The sequence below is a fragment of the Paenibacillus sp. N22P23 genome, assembly GCF_059383735.1.
In genome coordinates, this window is the sequence record NZ_JBXENT010000002.1 from 832,958 (window position 1) to 852,759 (window position 19,802).

Genomic DNA, 19,802 nt, shown 5'->3' on the forward strand with positions numbered 1-19,802 from the left:
GTTGTCCGCGCCAGAGGAATTGTCCTCATCATACATCAGGGCACCCACATCGAAATATCAAAATAACCGGACATTTGTGCTCGAAAACGTTCCTTTATTCCGTTAGATAAGGCAATCGGATGAATACCGACGTACCCGCATCAGGCTTGCTCTTTACCTCTACACCGTAATCGAGTCCGAATTGCAGCTTAATTCGTTCGTTCACGTTTCGCAGGCCATAACCGCCCTTTTGGTTCAGCTGTGAGTTTTCATCCAGCAACATCGCGACTACCTCTGGCTCCATGCCGACTCCGTCGTCACTCACCTCAAGCAGGACGATCCCCCCGATATATCCGCCCTTAATCAAAATCGAGATTTGTTCTTTCTCATGACTGAGTCCGTGCAGAATCGCGTTCTCGACGATCGGCTGCAGGATCAGCTTCAGTACAGTGGCGTCCATAATGCCCTCATCGAGCGCATAGATCGAGCGGATGCGGTTTTTCATTCGATATCGCTGAATATCAATATAAGCTTTAATACATTCGAACTCCTCCCGCATCGTGATGACGTCCTTCCCCTTGCTCAAGGAAATGCGGTAGAACTTCGCCAAGCTCTCCACGATCTCGCATACGTCGTCATTCCCGTTCTTTCGACCAAGCCAGCTGACCGTGGACAAGGTATTATAAAGAAAATGCGGATTGATTTGGCTTTGGAGCGCCGTCAATTCTGCTTCCTTTCTCTTGATCGTGAGCGTATATACCTCGTCGATCAAATATTTCATGCGTTCCGCCATTTGATTAAAGCTGTGGTCCAGAACGGCGATTTCATCCTTCCCGCTCACAAACCGCCCCGTCTCGATTTCTCCGTTTCTCATTCTTTGGATGCGCTTGAGCAGAATGGTCATACGGGCGAGAATCAAATTCGAGAAAATAACCAGCAAAGTTACTGACAATGCAGCGCTGACCAGAATAAACAGCAGTCCATAATTTCGCATGTTCTTGGTTTCTTCCAGCAGACGGTTGACCGGAATCATATAAACCATTTTCCAGCCGTTCGAGAGTTCGCTGTACATGACTTTGAAATGGTCATCACTCCGCTGCAGCAGAAAATCCCCGCTAGGCTGCATCCCTATTTCACCCTGCACGTCCGCTGCCAGGTTTTGGCCCACGCTAGTCCGATCATTGGATGTAATAATATTCCCATCGGGCTCCACGAGGTAGATCGCCTTGTCCTTCCCCTCTTTGGATAGCAGCTGATAGAACTCCGACTCCTTGATTTCAATCGTCAGCAAACCTACCGAATGATGATCCGTATAAAATTCCAAGGGCCGATTATAGCTGAATACCCGGGTATTCGGTGCGTTGCGTCTTAATTCCACGTCCCAATACAAATTACCATCCGGTACGGACTTCACCTTCCCCCAATATCCTTTATACTTGGATGCTGAAGCTCTCTGGAAGTTAAGCTGACCCGCGATTTTGTCGTCGGCATAGGTCAAATAGGGCTTGGCATTATACAGGGTCGCATTATGAAAATAAATGCCGACGGTTCGCAAATCGTTTTTGAATTTCAGCAATACTTTGACCCGCTCGATAAAATCGCTCTCGACCTCGTATTTGTCTAGGTTCGAGCTATTGCTGTAATCCTTCTGGAGATCCAGGTTCAAATTGGTATCAAAGTAGAAATGATTGGAAAGCTCCTCATACGAAGCAAGCCGGGTTTCCATATTGTACATCAACTGCTGCATCGAGATCCCATAGGTTTGGTTGGTCTGGTTCTCAATAATCTGATTCGCCTTATGCACCAGAAAGAAGCCCATGAACAGAAGCGGCAAAAAGGCAGCAACCATATACGAAGCGATTAATTTCGGCTTCAGTCTGATCCGGTTAAACGTGAGATTAGGTAACTCGTTAAGCCAGGATTTGATACGCATCTTTGAAATCCCCCGGCGATATGCCGTAAAAGTTTTTGAATACCGCACAGAAATATGAAACGTTCTCGTAGCCGACAGCAAGCGCGACTTCATTCACTTTTCGCTCGGGTTGGCGAAGCAGCTCGCTTGCATTTTTCATTCGGGTTTGTATGATGTACTCCTTTAGCGTCATGCCCGTGTGGTTCTTAAATAGCTTTCGGACGTAACCCGGAGCCAGGAATACACGGCCTGCAATGGAATTGATCGTTATATCCGTCATGTACTCGCTTTTCACCCACTGCTTAATCGCTTGCACAATGTGTTCGTTTCTGTTGCCTTGATTCTTCTTGATCAATTCGGCAATGCCTTGAATGTAAGCGACGACCCAAGCTGCCAGCGAATCAATGGTATCCATCAACATCAACTTCTCCCATGGCGCCTTCTCCTGCTCGAACGCGGCTTTCATCAGCTCTTTCTTCTCCGCAAGCGTTTGCAAAGCAGTATTAAGAAGATCGATTGCGACGAACCAGGCTTGTTCCTTCTTCATCGATTTGCCCTGTAAGCAGCTCGTAACAATTTGTTCAATCCTAGCTGGATCGGAGGCGATAATCGCTTCCTCCAATTCATCTTTCGAGCGATGAACGAGAATCGGAAAATCATCCCAACTGCCTTCGTCGTCCTCGTGCCACAGTACATTTTGCGAGCCTGAATAAAACTTGCGGCCGACTGCCGTTCTGGCCATACGGTAATAGCGCGGGCAGCTTCGAATCCCGTCCTCTGCCAACGCAATGCCGATCGCAAGCGTCATCCCCGTTGACCGCTGCAGCTGCTGGATCCAGCTTGCAGCCGTCTGTTCCAAATGCTCTTCCATGTCTTCCTGCGTAAGAATCGGAGAACAAGGAATCAGCACGACATATTCACCTTCACGGGTCATGACAACCGGCAAACTCGTTTCCTCCCCGATCATCCCGCTAAGCTCTCGATAGACAGCGATCGTCTTCAAGTGCTCCGAGTCCTCGCGGTCAGCCCCAAGCTCCTCCGCTTTCACGATCATGACGGCCGTAGGGATCGCAGGCAGCGACAACCCATAGGACCCTGCCCGCTGCATCGTCCTTTCGTCGTCGATCCGTTCGATACCGAGCAGAATGTCCCGCAGCAGCTGCTCTCGCAGCAAGGGCAGGCTCTCTTCTACCTGATGTTTAAGCTGGACCTCCTCTTTCTCGCGATGTTTCTCTTCCTGAATCCGGCCTATCGCTCCGGCAATCGTATCCATCAGGGTCTCTTTATTGATGGGTTTCATTAAATAAGCAACCGCGCTCACATCCACCGCGTTCCTTGCCGCATCGAAATCCTCATAACCGCTAATAAATATAAATTTGACGTTCGGATAATGCCGCTTCAGCCGGCTCGCGAACTCCAATCCATTCATGCCCGGCATCCGCACATCTGTAATCACGATGTCCGGTTCCACGTCGACAAGAGCCTCTAAAGCGGCTTGCCCGTTCCATGCCTCGCCAATGATCGTGATGCCGAGCTGATTCCAGTCGAAGAGCGAACGGATACCCTCCCGTTCCATATCCTCGTCGTCTACGATAAACATGTTGATCATGATGATTCCTCCTTGCCGAAATTGCCCATGAGAAATTCGGAAAGGCTCCTGTTGTGGCAACCGGAGCCTTTCCGAAACTTATCTTCTTATTGTTGCCATTCTGCTTTGCGGTCCTGATACATTTGGTTCATCAAAGCTTCAGCTTGGCCGATGCCCATATCATCCGCTTTCTTCAAGAACTCATCGTAGCCTTTATCGAAATCTGCATCAGACGCGGACAGGATCAGCTTGACGATCGAGTTGTAGGATAACTGATTCACTTTAGTCGCAGCAATGAACTCCTTGCTCTCCGGCTTAAAATTAAGTCCGGCGATATCCGTGAAGTCCCACCCCGTGCTTCTTCCTTCCTCGATCCAATCCGTCCCTTTCTCGCCATAACCCTCGTTTGCCCGCCTTGTCTCTTCGTCCCACCACATGGAGAAGTCCAGTTCTTTGCGCGACATTTGGTACGTGAAGCTAGGGTGATCGTTCATATCCGTGCTGAAGGTCAGAAACCCAAATGTGTTTAATCCGCGCTTCGGCGCAAACAGCTCATCGTTCTGCCATCCGTTCACTTGGAAAGTCGTGCTCTTGATATATTTCTTACCTTCTTCTTCCGTAATAAAGTAATCATAGCCATCTTTATCTTCACCGTCAAAGTTAACGACACCTTTTTGCAGCAAGTTGCCTTCCTGTGTATTCAAGTAATTAACGAACTGCATAAACCGCTCCGGATCTTTCATTTTGCTAGAAATATAGACACCCGAATCGTAGTTTGCTCCGTATGCGTCGTAAGTCGTCTTTGCTACTTCCGGTTTCCCTTTCAACAGGAAGTATTTAAAGCGAAACGGCTTCTTGTCTTGGGTGAAGATACTGTTCGCTTCGTACATGTTGTCAAACCAAGATCCGATGGACGAGAACACTTTCTCCGAAGCCATCTTCGCCTTAAACCCATCTATGTTCTGAACGGCAGACTCCTCGTCGAGAAGCCCTTGCTGATAGAGTTGGTTCAGCCATTTCAATGAATCGCGAATGCCGGCGTCCTTATATTTGTAAATCAGCTTATCGTCAGGTGTCCAGACGTAATCGTTGTAGAGCCTTACGCCCTCAGCTCCTGCCAAGGTTGTGACCATGTTCGTAAAGAAGCTCTCTGTTCCGAGCGCCAGAGACATCGGAATGTATTGCGGATACTTTTCCTTCACTTCTTTGAGCAGCGCCGTGAGTTCTTCGAACGTTTGCGGCTTGTACCAGCCTTTAGCCTCCAGAACGTTGGTCAGAAACTGAAAGCTATAGCCGGTCTCGAGCATTCTTTCCGCACCCGGAAGGATGTAGCCCGAAGGGATTTTATAGATCTTCCCGTCTTCGTTTTTCAGCTGGCCCCATACCGAGTTTAAATTTTCTTTGATTTGTCCGCCGTACTTATCGAACAATTCGTCTAATGGAATCACATACCCGGCGTCGATGAACTTTTGCGCCATCGAGGGGTTGTTAATGACGATCGCGTCCGTCATTTCCCCGCTTGCCAGCATAATATTCAGCTTCTCATCCACATTAGCCGGAGGCGATTCAAGTTTTAAGCGAACCTTCGTTTTATCATAGACCTGTTTCACGATCGGCGCATCCTGAGACGCAAGCTGCGGTACGTTCCAACCAAGCATGACGCTGAATTCAGCATCCGGCAATGCAGACATATCTCCTGCCGCCGCCGCTGTGTTTCCTTCTGTATCCGCCGCTCCGCTTGATTCCGACGCCTGCTGCGAAGAATCGCCCGTCGCGTTGTTATTGTTATTGTTCGAGCAACCCGCCGCTGCGGAAATGATCAACAAAGCGCTCAACATCATACCAAGTACTTTCCGAACCCTTGCTTTTCTCATGTTAAACCTCCCCCATTAGTGTAAATTCTCTTTTGCTCAATTGCTATTACAAATCCTCTTGGAGGACGAACAGCCCCGAACCTAACTGTTTAACCCTTGATGGAGCCAAGCAGCATACCCTTGACGAAATATTTCTGAATGAAGGGGTACACGCACAGTATGGGCACCGTTGCGACCATTGTAATCGCCATCTTGACTGCTTCAGGCGTTACTTTGACCATTCCACGGCGGGCCATGCTGGATTTCATCTGATTGATCATCGCACCGGCCTCGGTTTGATTCAAAATTTTCATGAGCACGTATTGAAGCGTCTGCAGCTTGCCATTGACCGTGAAAAACAGCGTGTCCTGCCAAGAGTTCCATTGGCCGACGGCAACGAACAGGCCAATCGTGGCGATAATCGGCGTAGATAGCGGCAATATAATTCGGAAAAACACATACAGATCGTTCGCCCCGTCTATATAGGCGGATTCAATCAGGGAATCCGGAATGGATTTGAAATTGGTACGAAGCAAGATCATATTGAAGGCGCTGATCAATCCCGGGACAATATAAACCCAGAACGAATTGTAAATGTGTATCGTTTTAAACAAAATAAACGTTGGGATCAAGCCGCCGTAGAGGAACATGGTCATAATGAACAGCGAATTGAAAAACTTGTATCCGATCAGATCCTTCTTACATAACGAATAAGCCAGCATAGCCGTGCATATGACTGAGGTCACCGTCCCGACGACGGTTCGAAGCACACTCATGATGGAAGCATCGATTAATGCATCGTAGCGGAAAATGACGCCGTAATTCGCAAAAGTGAATTTACGAGGCCACACCGTCAGTCCTCCCCGCATGGAATCCACAGCATCATTTAGAGAGAATGCAAGCACATGCAGGAACGGATACAAAGTAACAATCATCAATATCGTAAGGCCGCCTATGTTAAAGAAATCGAACGCAGTATCCTGCCATCTCTGTTTCATCGTCTTGTCCCTCTTTTCATAGCACGTTGTCCTCTCCGAGCTTCTTCGCCATCCGGTTTACAAGATACAATAGCACCAGCGATACCAACAATCGAAACAGGCCAATCGCAGTTGCGTAGGAATACATCGCATTACCTAGTCCCATGCGGTAAACGTACGTATCAATGACTTCGGAATAGTCGTGAACCATCGGATTGCCGAGCAAGTAGGAGGGATCGAAGCCTGCATTCAAGATTCCGCTTGCGCTAAGCACGAGCAGCACCACAATGGTCGGACGGATACATGGTAAAGTGATATGCCACATTTTCCGCCAGCGTCCCGCCCCGTCTACACTGGCTGCGTCGTACAATTCCGTGTCTACGGACGACATCGCTGCAATGTAGATAATGGCATCCCAGCCGATGTTTTTCCAAACGTTGATGAGTACGACGAGCACCCAGAACAGATGCGGCTCGGCGAAGAAGAAGATCGGCTTATCGATCAGGCCAAGCTTCAATAAAATGCGGTTCACTGTCCCATCCGATGGAGAGAGCAGCGTCAAGAACAGGTTGGCGACAACTACATACGAAATGAAATAGGGTAAATACGATACGGTTTGAACCGTCCGCTTGAAGAAAACACCCTTCACTTCATTCAGCAGCAGCGCAAGGGCAACAGCTCCGAACGTACCCACCACGATATTCAAGACACTGATCGCAATCGTGTTCCGAAGCAGCGTATAGAGCATTTCTTCTTGGAAAAAAGCTTGGAAATGCTTGAGGCCAACCCAAGGACTGCCCGTCACTCCTTTACCGGGATTGTAGTCCTGGAAAGCCATGATCCAGCCCCAAATCGGAGCATAGCAGAACACGGCTGCCCAAATCGCAAACGGAAGGCTGAAGAGCAGTAGTATTCTCTGCCTCTTGATCTTCCTCCATATGTGGTTTCGTTGATGAATAGGAGGGGAAGCTGCCGGTAGTAATTCTCCCGGGACATGATTCATATTCTGGTCATCCTCTCTGCCTTTCCTCGCTGCATTGAAAGCGGATTCAATTCCTGTATTCATCATAGCTCACGCCTCTCTCAGGAAATATCCAAATTAACGGACATTCATGTTTGAAAACGCTCTTTTTAAGACTATCGCCGTCCTTTCGAGAGAGAAACGAGTTTCATTCCGGTGAAATAGAAAAACCCGGATGGTTATCCGGGTTCGTGCTGCTGGGGCCATATCGAATGAAGCGTCCAAACCTGCAGCGAACGGAACGTGACGCTGCCGCTGGCTGCAAAGACGCTGATCCTGTCACTGTCCTCCAATGTCGGATAGATCCGTCCAGACAAGCAGGATTCATAGCCGGCAAATATCTCCAACAAGGAATGATCCAGGAAAATATGTACGGTGGCCGTATCTCCGATCTTCCAATCGATCTCACCTTGCAGCTCCATGCGATGTGTCGAAGGAGAAAGGCTTGAACGAGAGCGGTCTAGAATAAACCGACGCTGACTTGGATCAAATAGAAGGAGCGTAGCTTCTTCATCATTCTCCCCATGCAGCAGCTTGAATCCGAAAGTCGAGTCCGAATCCATCAACTCGATTTCTGCAAGCAGCTCGATTGCCCTCCCCCTCGTCTTCAGCGTCCATGTCTGGCCGCCACTCAACGTCAGGTCGCTTGTGCTCTCGCACTCTCCCCGCAGCTGCTTGAGTTCCTTGACCGGCTCCATGCGGAGCGCTCCGCATTCTGTCAACGACAGCGCCCTGGGAACGGTCAGTGCCCCGGCCCAACCCTTCACGCCTTCGAATTGCCCCCTCGCGAATTCCGGCATCCACGCCCAAAGTAATTTTCGCCCTTCGCCATCCTCCATCACATTCGGTGCATAGAACCCTTCCCAACCGCTGGGATCGAGTATCCCATGTCGCTCAGGCGCAAATGTAAAATCGTCGTTTAACGTACCCGTATAATAGCGAACTGCATCCTTAGGCGAGTAGATCAACACATATTTGCCATCCAGCGGGAAGAATATTGGGCACTCCCATAGATACTCTTCTGGGCGCTGAGCTTCCATCAGCTTGTTCAGCAGCTTCCATGACTTCAGATCGTCCGAACCATAGATCATGGCACAGCCCTTGCCGTCATGTTTCCCACCGATGACCATCAGCCAGCTCCCCTCGTGTTTCCAAATGTAAGGGTCGCGCCAATCGCGGATATTCAGCTCTCCATGAACGTCCTTCGACAGGACCGGATTGTCCGGATACTTGATCCAGGTCATCATCCCATCCGTGCTCGCAGCCATCCACTGTTCTGCTCCATCTTCGTATCCCCGCTCCCCGCTGCCAATGCTCGTGTAGAACAAGGTTGGAACGCCTTCCGGTCCGATCACGGCGCAGCCGGAGAAACAGTGCTCTTCCCCTTGGTCCGTCGAGGGGGTCAACGCAACAGGTAGATGCTCCCAATGGACCAGATCCTTGCTCTTCGCATGGCCCCAATGGATCGTTCCCCATGTATCGCCGTTCGGATTGTATTGATAGAACAAATGATATTCACCTTGATAATAAAGCAGGCCGTTAGGATCGTTCATCCAGTTGCTCGGCGGCAAAAAATGATAGATCGGACGATAGAGATTCATGTTAACATGGCTCCTTAATATCAATAGTGAGACACCATCATCATAGAGCACTTCCTTCAGACACGAATATATTAAAATGTGATTTTCCATGTTGCTTTCCGTTCCACTTACACACGGCAAAATGCCTGTCACCATGCCGCGGAGGCATAATGACAGGCATTTAATAGATGGAATATAAGGGTACAAGAGTAGCAGCGCTGCGCTCTTATTTCACGATTTTCAGCACCAGCACCCAGTCATTTCCCCTGCCGCTGATCGGCGGCGTGAACGTTGCTTCCCCGCTGTTATCGTACTCGCCGATAGCGCTGTACTCCCCTGTCCGAGGATCGAACCACGAAGCTTCGATGCGGTTTCCTCCCAAGATACCAAATGCGGCGCGAAATGGGAGTCCATTAGGGCTGTAGATGAATCCATAATCTTCGCCGCGAGTAGCAACCATGTAGTTCGCGCCTTCATAGTTTTCGGCAATCAAACTTTGATCCGGTACCCGGTCAAAGTACGACACCGATTCAATCAGATCGCGCACATGCTGCATTTGCTGCGCGCCCGGACGGTGAAGCGCTTGTCTCCAGTTCATAATGAAATACGGTTCCGGCTTCGTTGTCATCGACCAGATGGAATGGTGCCCGTACGTATGTCCCAAACCACCGGAGAACACCGCATAATACGCACCGGTACGCACATCCGCTTGATCAAAGTAACCGTTTGCCGCTTTGAAATTGATCGGGTGGTCCTCGTAGCATGGCTCTGCATCGAAGGTCGGCTTAACCGGCAGCTTATTATAATCCGCACTTACATGCTTATAATTGACGCGAATGATTTCATGATGACCGGATTGAATCATATTAAAGTCGAGCCACGACGCATCATGCATATGGCGCGAAGAAGACGAATCACCGCATGGATGATACGTAATCAGATTGCGTCCGCCATCCCCTTCACGCAAGCCAGCTGCCAGCGCGTTATTCACTTCAAAATGCTCGATGGTTTGCAGCGGACGGTCACCGCCCAACACCCAAATGATGTTCGAGCGATGCTTGTACCGCTCCCCCAGCCATTGTCCGTAGACTCTTGCATTATCTCCGTTGAAGATGGCCGGCCCTTTGCCCCATGCAACATGATATTTATCGCCCCATGTAGGCAGGAACGCTACATAGATGCCGTACTCCGCCGCACGATCCACAACATAATCAACATGGTTCCAGTAGTTGTCATCTCCGTCCAAATCAGGCAAGGTCGGATCATACTGACCGTCAGCATTCTGCTTAAGCGGACGACGGCCGTAGAAGTTATCGACTGTCAAACCTTCAAACTCGGCCAATGCAACGATTTGCACAACGTTAAACTTCTGCTGCGCTCTGGCACTCAAATATTCATCCGCATCCTCGCGGCTTAATCTATGAAACAGCTCCCAAGCCGTATCCCCAAGCCAAAAAAACGGCGTACCGTCCGCTTGCATCAAAAACCTCTTGTTATCGCTGACCTTCAACTGCTGCAACGTGCTCGACATCCTCTTATTCACGCTCCTGGTATAAGTTATTGTTCGGCAAATTCCTCGCTGTACCCTCAGCCTATCATATATTAATTCTGTGTACAATATGTATACAATATATTAGTAGGGAGATCAGCTCACTTCTCCCTATCATCAAAAAGAAGCCCCGCATTCACGCTACCTGCCGCGAACACCGAGCTTCTTCCACCTTATCGTATAGCTCTTATTTTAACAAATCCTGACGGATCGGCGTGAACGTATCCAGCAGCGCGGACGGCTCCAGCGCCTTCGCACCGTGCCTTGCACCACTAGGGATATAGATCGTTTCGCCTTGCCTTATTACCGTCTCTGTTCCATCGATTGTGAAAGCCATACTCCCTTTGAGGCAATAGGACATTTGCTCGTGCGGATGGTCGTGCTCGTAGCCTTCCGCGCCGCTCTCGAAATGTACTTCCATCATCATCAGACCGCCGTCGGCGCGTAATATTTTGCGTGTTACGCCTGGCTCTGCCGCTTCCCATATTCCGATGTTGCTCATATACGCTTCTGTCCCTCCTTCGTTAGATCAGTACGCTTTAGGCACCGCAATCATACGCGTCGTACCATCCTCATTCGTGAAATAGAGATGAATGCCATGATCTTGATCATCGATGAAATAGGAGACGAACTTTTCCTCCCCCTTCTTCATTGGCACTAGCAGCGTAACAATACGGTGACTCGTCGCTTCCTTCGTTTCAGCCATCAGATGCCACTGGTTCGGAAGCCCTTCATATTCGGAAGGATCCACATCCGTGAACTGATCGTGCTGAATGAGTGTAAGATCACCAGATGAAGCATACACGAATCGACCATCCATTTCCGCATTAGCTCCGATCGTTCGGAACACTTGCCCTTTCAACTCCATGCGGTTAAGCGTATGCATAAGCCAAGTCAGACGGCCCGGCTGTTCAAGGTCAACAGCATCCACAATGACGGCATATGAATCGTCCAGCCAGTATACCTCGCGCACGAATCGCTTCAAATACGGCACCGACTCCCGGTATGCCTCCGTCGCGTTCATACGTACGCAGGCAAATCCAGGCTTCGAGGAGACCTCCTCCACGACGCCATAGGCTTCCTTACAAAGCACTTTATCTGCGCCGGCATACTGTCCTTGGCCATCTATAAGGAGGTTGTTCTTCGAAATCGTCTGCCTCCGCCAATTGCGGTGCATCGTACTTCCGTGAGCTACATAATAGCCGCTGTCTATGGCAATGGGTTCCCCGTAGGCATGAAGCAGGAATCCATTCTGATCCCCATGGCTATGACTAATCGACCCATATGAGCTGCTCTTGACGATCATTTGGATATGCTCACTCGGATCGTCCATCCGCCGATGGAAGGCTACCCAGCCGACATCTCGGAACCACTTGACCGAAGCAATCTTACCCTGTTCAGGCGTGACAGGCTCGATCGCGGGATAATCATGGTGATAAAGTAGATCGTCGAACCTGAAATCCCACCAGCCGTAGTTATAAAATTTGCTGTCGGCGTCCTTATCCCGCTCTTTCACCTGTTCGTAATACCACTGGTACAGCCCGTTGCCCGTTAAGCCAGCGAACTGGCGAATGTTATAGGCGGTCTTGAGGCTCGGCGGCTCACCGAGCGTGGACTGATCGCCGAAGCTGGCTCGTGCCGTATCCGGGCTGTGTACGTAAAGCGGGAAATCACCGGTACTGGCAAAGAATGGCCGCTCAAACAAATCGATTCCGACATAATGCCGAATCAGATTAAAGGCGTCGATCAAATAGGCAAGACCTGTCGTCCAATACATCGGCCCTTCCGCCCATCCGCCGTCTTGACCGCCCCACGGGGAGTACAGACACGCGTAATATTCCAGCGTGTAATCGAGCCATTCCCGGGCTTTCGGCTCTTCGTGCAGCATGGCGATACATGCGGGCACAAGAACGGAGGAAAGCGACCGTACCGCATGGCTGTCATAAGGGACACGATGAATGCGAGATCGTTCAATCACGTGAAAAGCAACCTGTTCTGTGCGGACAAGCAAATTCGCCCGAACCGCTGACCGTTCCTCCTCCGATAAGAATCCGTGCAGCCAGTCGTATCCCCACGCCACTGCCTGGGCGATACGAAATGCTGCTTCATCGTTGTAATCGCGCGAAGTTGTTCCTTGCGGATCCAAGGAGATCACGTGAAGTAACCAACGTTTAGCCTGCTCCACGATATGTGCATCTTCAAGCAGCACGCCGGCTACGCTCAGATGACGAATCGCATAAAGCGTTTCTTGGCAGTCCATGTACATCCGGCGCCACAGCTTCGCGACACGCTTATTATCGGGGTATCGCTCCGGCTCGGCGATGAGCTCCCGTTCCATCCACGGCCTGACCGATTTCTCGTAGAAGAGATCGAAACCGCAGGTCGAAGCATCCTCTCGGATACGGTTTCGGAGTGCTGCTGCTCGTTCGGTATCCAGCCACAGCCGAGGATGAGCGACGCTCGTCTCTGCATATCTAGTCTTCGGTGCAGGCAGCGGTGTCGTTGGAATGAGATCCGGGACGGTGAACGTCCTCACCTGGCTCCAATCCGACTGCGAGGCCGTCCCCTCTACTACCAGCGCATAGCGCCAATAATAGATTCCCGGCTCATAGACATGATCCGGTGTATAGAAGTTATAGGGGATCGGTCCGATCGTCTCTACCCGATCCGCTTCGAAATGCTCAGACGTAGAAACTTGCAGCACATACCGATCTTCATCCGGCTTCGCAGGCATCCACGTAAATCGCGGCGGATTCTCCCGCAGCTCGGTCGCCTCGTTCGGTTCATAAGGTACGGTCAACAAGCCGCTGACCGGTTCGAATAGCTTGGACATGTCAATCCCTCACTTTCGCTCGTCGTTGGTGGACTCTGATGCGTTTAACGCATGAACATGCCGCCATTTACCTCAATCGTCTCGCCGGTCAAATAAGCGGATAACTCGGACACGAGGAACAGCGCTACTCCTGCCACGTCCTCCGGCGTTCCTTCCCTTAGGAGCGGAATGCTCTGAATCGTAGCTTCTCTTGCCGCAGCGGACGTGAATGTCGCGTGAAACGCCGTATTACCGATAAACCCGGGCGATATTGCATTGACGCGAATGCCGCTTGCTGCAACCTCCTTGGCCAATCCTTTCGTGTAAGCGAGCACGGCTGCTTTACTCGCAGCATAGATGGAAGCGCCGGGTCCTCCTCCGTTATGAGCAGCTACCGACGTCAAGTTGACGATACTTCCGCTTCCGGCTACCTTCATGCCTGGAATAACTGCCTTCGAAACGAACACGGCACTCTTGAGGTTCACATCCATAATTCGCTCGTATACGTCCTCCGTCATGTCCTCATTAGGCACTCGCTGCACGAGATGCCCCGCATTGTTAATCAGCAAATCGACCGAACGTCCGAATGTGCGCTCCGATTCGACTACCAACCGCTCCGCTTCCTCTGCCTTCGAGACGTCTGCCCGAATGGCGATCGCCTTACCGCCACTGCGAGTAATGGAAGCGACTGCCTCTTCAGCAGCCTCCTTGCTATTCAAATAATTCAGAACCACCATCGCTCCGGATGCGGTCAACGAGAGCGCAATTGCTCGCCCAATTCCTCCGCTTGCTCCCGTTACGAGCGCGACTTTCCCTGTCAAATCGATTGCCATCCCCATCGCCATCCCTTCTTGTCATCGTTAAGCCTTCACTAGCTCAAGCTCCGGTTTCATATGCGAACGAACCTCATGCGGCATGCGCAGCACGACCCGCGTCCCTTCGCCAAGCGAGCTGTCGATGCGAAGGCCGAAATCATCGCCGTAGACCATCTGGATTCGCCGGTGAACATTCACCAGCCCGATGCCCCCGCGTCGTCCATGGTTTGCTGCCTCAACCTCTACCAACCGATTCCGATCCAATCTCTTACGTAATTTAGCAAGTTTCTCTTCCGTCATCCCCACGCCGTTATCTTCCACAATGACAAGCAGCTCGCCCTCTTCCAGGCGGGTATCGATGCGGATGTAATGCTTTGGCTCGAACCCATCTGCAAACGCGTGCTGAAAAATATTTTCCACAATCGGCTGCAGCGTCAGCCTAACCATCCCCGACAGCAGCAGCGACGGCGGGGTCGCGACTTCGATTTCGAAATCATGTCCGATTCTGTGCTTCTGAATGATCATATAATTGCGTACATGATTCAATTCGTTAGCCAGCGTCACTTCTTCGAGGTTCGTCTGAATCGAGTAGCGCAGCATGAACGCCATCGCCTCGACCATCTCCGAAATTTCATCGGAATCCTGCACGATGGCATAGCAATTGATCGTCTCTAGCGTGTTGTACAGAAAATGCGGATTGATTTGCAGCTGAAGCGCCTGGAACTCTGCCTTATGCCGCTCCAGCTCGATTTCCTGCAGCTGCAGCTTCGTTTTCTGACTGCTAAGCTCCGTATCGTACACTCGTTCAATCATGTCCGAAAGCCGGCTTACCATGAGATTGTAGCTGTGAATAAGTCCGCCAATCTCGTCATCCCGCTGTTTGCTTTCGATGCTGATCCAGTTTCCTTTCTCCGTCTCGCGCATCCCGTTCTTTAGGGTTCGAATGGGACGAACGATGGAATTACCAAACCGGAATGCTAGGAATAAAGCGATTACGAGCGTCGCAAGACCGACCGTTACGATCGTGGAACGAATGCCGGAGATCGGCTCACGCAGTTCATCAAGCGGCATCGAAACTGCGAGACTCCAGCCCGAATAAGTAGATTTATGCGAGACAATCAGCATCTTCTTCCCATTCATCTTCTCGATGAAGCGCGTATTCTCGCCGGTTGCGATTCGCTTCCCAAGCCCAGTCTTCGCCAGTTCGTTCTTCGTGCCGGCAACCGGTGCGTATACGATGGACCCTTCCGAATCGAGAATGAAGAAGAAACCGTTCTCGCCAAGATCGACATTGTTCCATAACGTCGCCAGCTGACTTTCGTTCAGCTCGATCGCAAGAATGCCTTTCACTGCGTAAGAGGAATAACCCCTAATCTTCCGGGCGATCGTAACGACACGCTCGCCATTCATAAGCGCCGTGTTCAATATCGCAATCTTGCCGTTGTCAGGCGTCTTCGCTTTCAATTCCTCGTACCGGTTCGTCGGATCGACCGTGAGCGAAGAGAAGCTTTGATTCTGATCAAAGATGGACCGTCCGTGCTCTCCCAAAATGTAAATCATATGAATCTGCGTCGGATACGTGATGAAGATCTTCTGAAACACATCCTGCCGAATGCCATTGGCGAACCGATAGTACTCATAGCTGTCCGCCGGGTCCATGTCTAGAAACCGTTTGACGGATTGCTGGGACAGAATCGAATTGCTCACCCGCTCAAACGTTTCGAGCTGCAGGTCGGTTTGTGCGCCGGCATTCTCGATCACAGTCGAAATATACTTCTCCACCTGCTTGTCGATCGCAGCAGATGATTTCAAGTACGTGAAGATGCCCACTGTAGATAGGGAGAACAGGATCACGATCAGAAAATAGAAGAAAAGCTTTCGCGATAGACTCAGCTTCATCCGCGGATTCCAAGCGATTCCCGGTATTCGGATGGCGTTTGCCCGCTGTATTTCTTGAAGGTCTTCGTGAAATGCGGATGGTCTGCAAATCCGACTTCCGCAGAAACATCCGTAATCTTATGATGCGGCATCGAGAGCAGCCGTTTCGCCTTCTCCATCCGCCGTTTCGTCCGGTATTGCACGAACGTTTCATTCGTCATTTGTTTGAATAGCTGACTGAAATACGATGCATTCAGCCCCAGCTTATCGGCCACCTCTTCGAGCGATAATTCCCGGCTCAGATGCTGTTCGATATAGTTTTTCGCTTCCTCGACCGGCTCCTTCAGATTGCCTTTTCGTTTGGATCGCAATTGCTCCATCATCAGAGTCGCCGATTTCCCCAGCCAAGCGATTGCAGCCGAATCCCGATCCAAGGCATGCCGAGCCGGCCGCTCAAACGGATACACATCACGCGCATTCAGCCGCTCCGTCAGTTTGCCCGAGAGCTCTTGCATGAGATCATCAACCATCTCAGCATCGAATTTGCACAATGCACAGTACTGCTCTATGCTCGCAATTACTGCCTGGATGGACTCAATGCGTAAGTACCAGATGCCTTCCTGCAGCTGATCCAGCCATTCTTCCGTCAGCTTCAGCGGGATATAGGCGGCTTGCCGCCGCGCCTCAAGACCCGCGATCAGCTTCGCAACGGTTTGGCTTACTGCCGCTTTGGTTACCGGCTTCAGCAAATATTCCTTCACGCCGAAAGACATGCACTGCCTGGCGTACTCGAAATCACCGTAGCCCGATATAATAACGACCGGCATATCGGGAAACCGCTCATTCATCTGGCGGCACAGCTCCAAGCCGTCCATCTTCGGCATTTTGATATCGGTAAACAGCAGGTCCGGACGGTTAGCTGCAATTTTCTCGAGCGCGTCTTGGCCGTTGTCCGCCGTTTCGGCATGGCAAATAGAAGGATCGGCTTCGCCAATCAGCTTCTGCAGTCCTTTGCGAATCATGGGTTCATCATCGACGACTAAGATGCGGTACATAGCTGTGTCCTCCTCGACTGCCGCTTGCAATGCGGCAATCCGGTTATGGAGCAAGATGCTCCCCCGCCGGCTTTAGAAGCGCGTGGCAGGAGGAGCACCCGAATCTCTTACTGTCATTCTAGTGCATCGCGAGTCTTATTCGAAAGCGTTTTCTTTACTATTGAACCGGGATGTAGCTTCCTCAATGACTTCGTTTCCGCCCTTGGAAAGATACTCCTCAAGCACCTTGCCGTAATTGTCGATTGGCTCTTTGCCATAGACCATCTTAAGCACATGTTCCAACACCAGCGGCGGCAGCTGATCGGATAACGGGCTCAAATCCGGGTATTTCATAAGTGCCTCCAGCCGCGGATCAAATTCAATGCCTCTGCGGCCTTCCTTCGTCAGCAGGTTGTCAAATGCATCGACCATTTGTTTTCCCGGCTCCGAGAGCTCAGCGATGCGCTTGTTGTACGTAGTGTCCTGCACCATCCACAGCCAGTAGTTCAAGTACCGCTGCTTGTTCGTGCCTTCCTCATCTGTAGGAGGAGTGTAGGTAATCGTGCCGCCATCATTCTTATAATCTTCGCCTTCGATCCCGTAGCTGAAGAACTCCTGCGCTTGCTCGCTGACCATCCAATCGAAGTACTTGATGATTTCAGCCGCTTTATCCTTAGCACCTACATTGATAAAATAGGACCGCGTAACCGGATTATAGTGGGCGTAACCGCCTTTCCCGTCATCGCCAACCGGAGAAGGAATGAGTGCGACCTTCGCGCCCGGAACGTTCGTTGTAAGCTGCGTGCCCCAGATCGGAAGCTCGTTGGCATTCATCGACCACATGCCTGCTTTGCCGCTAGTGATGATGCTCTTGAAGTCCGCGCTTTCGATAGTGGCGAATTCTTTGCTGATCAAGCCTTCGTCGTACATCGTTTTGTACGTCTGGATTGCTTTCTTCATTGCTGCGTCATCGAAGAAGGTCGGCTTTACTTTACCGTCCGAAAACTGCTTGAATTGGTTCAAATAACCGAGCACATCATACGAACCGAAGAACGTGTCCGCGTACTTGAAGTTTTTGCGGCCCATGTAGGGATGCTCAACGCCGAGCTCTTTGAACGCCCGCAGCACATCGAGGGTTTCTTCTACCGTCTTCGGAATCTGCTTGCCTGCCTTCTCCAGCAAGTCAGTCCGTATCCAAGTCGCCCGCCGTGATGGATTGCTCAGCACTTCCGGAATGCCGTAAATGCTGCCTGTCTTCGCATCCGTCAATCGATCCCATGCATCTTGCGGAAGGAACTTGAGCAAGTTCTGACCATGCTCCTTGAGCAGATCATTCAGAGGCAGGAACACACCGCTTTGCACCGCGCCGCCAAGCTCTTGGCCGCTAATGCCGCCGCTGCCCTGGACAACGTCCGGAATGTCGTTCGTCGCGAACATTTGGATCATTTTGTCTTGATACTCGTTATGCGGAATAAGCCGGATATCGAGATCGGTGTTCGTCATTTTCTCCAATTGGAGCACGTACTTGTCTTTATTAATGTCTGGATTCTGTTCCACGTAAGGCACGTTCAGCGTACGCATGGAAATCGAGAATTTGGTCGGTTCCGCTGCTGCCGGCGTTTCCTCTTTGTTGTTCGTTGCAGTCGCCGAGTTTGCCGGCGCATTCGCTGCCTGGGATGATTCATTGTTGTTATTCTTTGAGCAGGATGACAGCATCGAGATGGATAGTGCAGCAACCGTGGCTAATACGACAAGCTTTCTCATATAATCCCCTCATCTCCTCAGTCGGCGTTTATCGCTCAATAGAGCGCTTTCAAAACTCAACCTCAGTATAGGTATGAACGATACACGGCCACAATGGAGTTTGTTTGGCTCCGTTTGTCATTTTTTTATATTTCTGATTCATAATTCCACGATTAAGATTTGATAGAACCGATCAGCATCCCCTTAATAAAATAACGCTGCATGAACGGGTACAGCATAATGATCGGCAAAGTTGCCACGAGAATGACAGCCATCTGAACGCCTTGTACCGATTGGGAGGCGATATCGAACGGCAAATTGCCGGTATCGACCAAGTCATCGTTAATGAGCAGCTCCCTCAATTTAACCTGCAGCGGGTACAGCCTTCGGTCATTCAAATAATACAAGGCGTCCATGTACTTGTTCCAGTTAGTCACCGAATAGAAGATGCCGATTGTCGCCAGTGCAGGCTTGGACAACGGGAGCATCAAGCTCCAGAGTATCCTCATTTCGCCGCAGCCGTCAATCCTTGCGCTGTCGATCAGCTCCGTCGGAATTTGGACGAAGAACGAACGCAGCACAATCATATTAAACGCACTGATAGCCGTCGGAATCATAAGTGCCCACAGCGTGTTGATCAGATGGATTTCTCTCATCAGAATAAATTGCGGGATCAGCGGTGCCGTGAATATCATCGTCATCAGGACGAAGAGCAGCACGTATTTGCGTCCTACGTATTCCGATCGCGACAGCGGATAGGCCAAGGAGGAAGTAGCGGTCAGATTAATGAGCGTACCAACTACAGTAATATAGACGGTAATGCCGAATGCCCGCCAGATCGAGATGTCATCGAAGACGTAGCGGTAATAATTCAGCGTGAAATCGACAGGCCAGAACATGACATCCCCGCGGTCGATCGCCGCTGCTCCGCTAAACGACTGGGCAATCACGTTCAGAAAAGGGAGCAGCATCGTTAGCGACAGCCCTGTTAGAAACAAATAGTTTGCGATAAGAAATAGCTTCCTGCTCCAATGCTCGCGCCGAATCACGGCAACCCCTCC

14 protein-coding genes are annotated in these 19,802 nt (G+C 50.7%); all 14 read right to left on the minus strand.

The window, feature by feature from the left end:
- Positions 1 to 94: 94 nt before the first annotated feature.
- On the minus strand, positions 95 to 1,912 hold the full coding sequence (locus AC506A_RS14180; protein WP_495461639.1) for a cache domain-containing sensor histidine kinase: 1,818 nt from the start codon (positions 1,910 to 1,912) through the stop codon (positions 95 to 97).
- A complete protein-coding gene (locus AC506A_RS14185) occupies positions 1,890 to 3,500 on the minus strand; it encodes a response regulator (RefSeq protein WP_495461640.1) in 1,611 nt (536 codons plus the stop codon). Before AC506A_RS14185 ends, AC506A_RS14180 begins: the two co-directional genes overlap by 23 nt.
- 86 nt (positions 3,501 to 3,586) lie before the next feature.
- Positions 3,587 to 5,353: an extracellular solute-binding protein gene (locus tag AC506A_RS14190; RefSeq protein ID WP_495461641.1), complete on the minus strand. Its 1,767-nt coding sequence runs from the start codon at positions 5,351 to 5,353 to the stop codon at positions 3,587 to 3,589.
- Between the two features lie 89 nt (positions 5,354 to 5,442).
- Positions 5,443 to 6,330 (minus strand): carbohydrate ABC transporter permease, encoded by an 888-nt coding sequence (locus AC506A_RS14195; RefSeq protein WP_495461642.1) that lies wholly within the window; start codon positions 6,328 to 6,330, stop codon positions 5,443 to 5,445.
- A 16-nt stretch (positions 6,331 to 6,346) separates the two neighbouring features.
- Complete coding sequence (locus AC506A_RS14200) at positions 6,347 to 7,378, minus strand: ABC transporter permease (protein WP_495461643.1); 1,032 nt, start codon at positions 7,376 to 7,378, stop codon at positions 6,347 to 6,349.
- Positions 7,379 to 7,509: 131 nt separating this feature from the next.
- On the minus strand, positions 7,510 to 8,931 hold the full coding sequence (locus AC506A_RS14205; RefSeq protein WP_495461644.1) for a glycoside hydrolase family 32 protein: 1,422 nt from the start codon (positions 8,929 to 8,931) through the stop codon (positions 7,510 to 7,512).
- 205 nt (positions 8,932 to 9,136) lie between these two features.
- Complete coding sequence (locus AC506A_RS14210; protein ID WP_495461645.1) at positions 9,137 to 10,441, minus strand: glycoside hydrolase family 140 protein; 1,305 nt, start codon at positions 10,439 to 10,441, stop codon at positions 9,137 to 9,139.
- Positions 10,442 to 10,646: 205 nt separating this feature from the next.
- A complete protein-coding gene (locus AC506A_RS14215; protein ID WP_495461646.1) occupies positions 10,647 to 10,961 on the minus strand; it encodes a cupin domain-containing protein in 315 nt (104 codons plus the stop codon).
- 27 nt (positions 10,962 to 10,988) lie between these two features.
- Positions 10,989 to 13,292, minus strand: a complete 2,304-nt coding sequence (locus AC506A_RS14220; RefSeq protein WP_495461647.1) for a DUF4962 domain-containing protein — start codon at positions 13,290 to 13,292, stop codon at positions 10,989 to 10,991.
- Positions 13,293 to 13,336: 44 nt separating this feature from the next.
- Entirely contained in the window at positions 13,337 to 14,104 is a 768-nt protein-coding gene (locus AC506A_RS14225) for an SDR family NAD(P)-dependent oxidoreductase (RefSeq protein ID WP_495461904.1), read from the minus strand.
- 27 nt (positions 14,105 to 14,131) lie between these two features.
- Positions 14,132 to 15,985 carry a cache domain-containing sensor histidine kinase gene (locus AC506A_RS14230; protein WP_495461648.1) on the minus strand — a complete coding sequence of 618 codons (1,854 nt, stop codon included), beginning with the start codon at positions 15,983 to 15,985 and terminating at the stop codon, positions 14,132 to 14,134.
- Entirely contained in the window at positions 15,982 to 17,019 is a 1,038-nt protein-coding gene (locus AC506A_RS14235) for a response regulator transcription factor (protein ID WP_495461649.1), read from the minus strand. The genes AC506A_RS14230 and AC506A_RS14235 overlap by 4 nt, the downstream gene beginning before the upstream one ends.
- 135 nt (positions 17,020 to 17,154) lie before the next feature.
- Complete coding sequence (locus tag AC506A_RS14240; protein ID WP_495461650.1) at positions 17,155 to 18,762, minus strand: extracellular solute-binding protein; 1,608 nt, start codon at positions 18,760 to 18,762, stop codon at positions 17,155 to 17,157.
- A gap of 152 nt (positions 18,763 to 18,914) precedes the next feature.
- A complete protein-coding gene (locus tag AC506A_RS14245; protein WP_495461651.1) occupies positions 18,915 to 19,790 on the minus strand; it encodes a carbohydrate ABC transporter permease in 876 nt (291 codons plus the stop codon).
- Positions 19,791 to 19,802: the final 12 nt, after the last annotated feature.